This is a genomic window from Aquitalea sp. S1-19 (assembly GCF_024343515.1).
In genome coordinates this window covers 3476-4917 of sequence record NZ_RJTZ01000155.1, presented here as the reverse complement: position 1 = coordinate 4917, position 1442 = coordinate 3476, and the positions used below count along the sequence as shown (strand labels likewise).

Below are 1442 nucleotides of genomic sequence, written 5' to 3'. Positions count from 1 at the left end.
GCGCTGGCGGTGCTGGATATTTTCGAACAGGATGATGTGCTGGCACGCAATCGCGAGCAGGCGCTGCGCTTTGATGCGCTGCTTGTGCCCTTGCAGCAACACCCGCGTGTACGCCATTGGCGCCGCTGCGGCATGATCTGGGCTTTCGAGGTGGATAGCGCGCGTGCCGATTTTGCCCAGGCCTTTTTTGCCGCCATGCTCAAGCTGGGCTGTTTGCTGCGCCCGATAGGCAAGACCGTGTACTTTATGCCGCCTTATGTGGTGACCGAAGAAGACATGACGCTGCTGCGCGATGCGACACTGGCGACGCTGGAACTGCTGGAACAAGACGCCGGCGCCGATGATCGCCACCTTGCGCCCGACCGGCTTGCCATGCTTGAGCACATCAAGATACGACAGTACCTTGGGGTGATCGATGCCGGGGATAGCGGGCAGGCGCGGCGCGATACCGGTGGCCAGCACCACTTCGTCAAAGCCGGCCAGATCGTCGGCGGCAACCCGCTTGCCCAGCGCCAGCTTGACGCCGGTCAGCCCGATCTGTTTCGCGAAGTAACGCAGCGTCTCGTAAAACTCTTCCTTGCCCGGGATGGTTTTCGCCACATTGAACTGGCCGCCGATCTCGTCAGCCGCATCGAATAGGGTCACGTCGTGGCCGCGCCCGGCGGCGACGGTGGCGAAGGCAAGGCCGGCAGGTCCCGCACCGACTACCGCCAGTTTCTTCGGCTGTGCAGCCTTGCTATAGACCAGCTCGGTCTCGCGGCAGGCGCGCGGGTTGACCAGGCAGGAAGTCAGCTTGCCCTGGAAAATATGGTCAAGACAGGCCTGGTTGCAGCCGATGCAGGTGTTTATCTCGTCGGCACGGCCTTCGGCGGCCTTGTTGACGAACTCCGGATCGGCGAGGAAAGGACGCGCCATCGACACCATATCGGCCTGGCCGCTGGCGAGCACCGCTTCCGCCACGTCCGGCGTGTTGATGCGGTTGGTCGCGATCAGCGGAATCTTCACCTTGCCCATCAGGCGCTCGGTCACCCAGGCAAAACCGGCGCGCGGCACCATGGTGGCGATGGTCGGCACCCGCGCCTCGTGCCAGCCGATGCCGGTATTGATGATGGTGGCACCGGCAGCTTCCACCGCCAGTGCCAGCTGCTCGACTTCGTCCGGGGTGCTGCCGTCGTTCACCAGATCCAGCATCGACAGGCGGTAGATGATGATGAAGTCGGGGCCGACCGCCGCGCGTACTGCCTTGACGATTTCAATCGGGAAACGGATGCGGTTCTCGTAGCTACCGCCCCAGCCATCAGTACGCTTGTTGGTATTGCGCGCGATGAACTGGTTGATCAGATAGCCTTCCGAGCCCATCACCTCGACGCCGTCGTAACCGGCGACACGCGCCAGGCGCGCGCACTCGGCAAAATCGGCGATGGTGCGCAGGATGTCGTCCT

At 63.2% G+C, this 1442-nt stretch carries 2 pseudogenes; one reads left to right on the top strand and one right to left on the bottom strand.

Annotated elements, in window-relative coordinates:
• Window positions 1-9: 9 nt before the first annotated feature.
• Window positions 10-225 (top strand): annotated as a pseudogene (locus EGI20_RS16160) (adenosylmethionine--8-amino-7-oxononanoate transaminase); the annotation flags it as partial.
• 162 nt (window positions 226-387) lie between these two features.
• On the opposite strand, the pseudogene EGI20_RS16155 reads toward EGI20_RS16160, so the two are convergent.
• Window positions 388-1395 (bottom strand): annotated as a pseudogene (locus EGI20_RS16155) (oxidoreductase); the annotation flags it as partial.
• Window positions 1396-1442 lie beyond the last annotated feature (47 nt).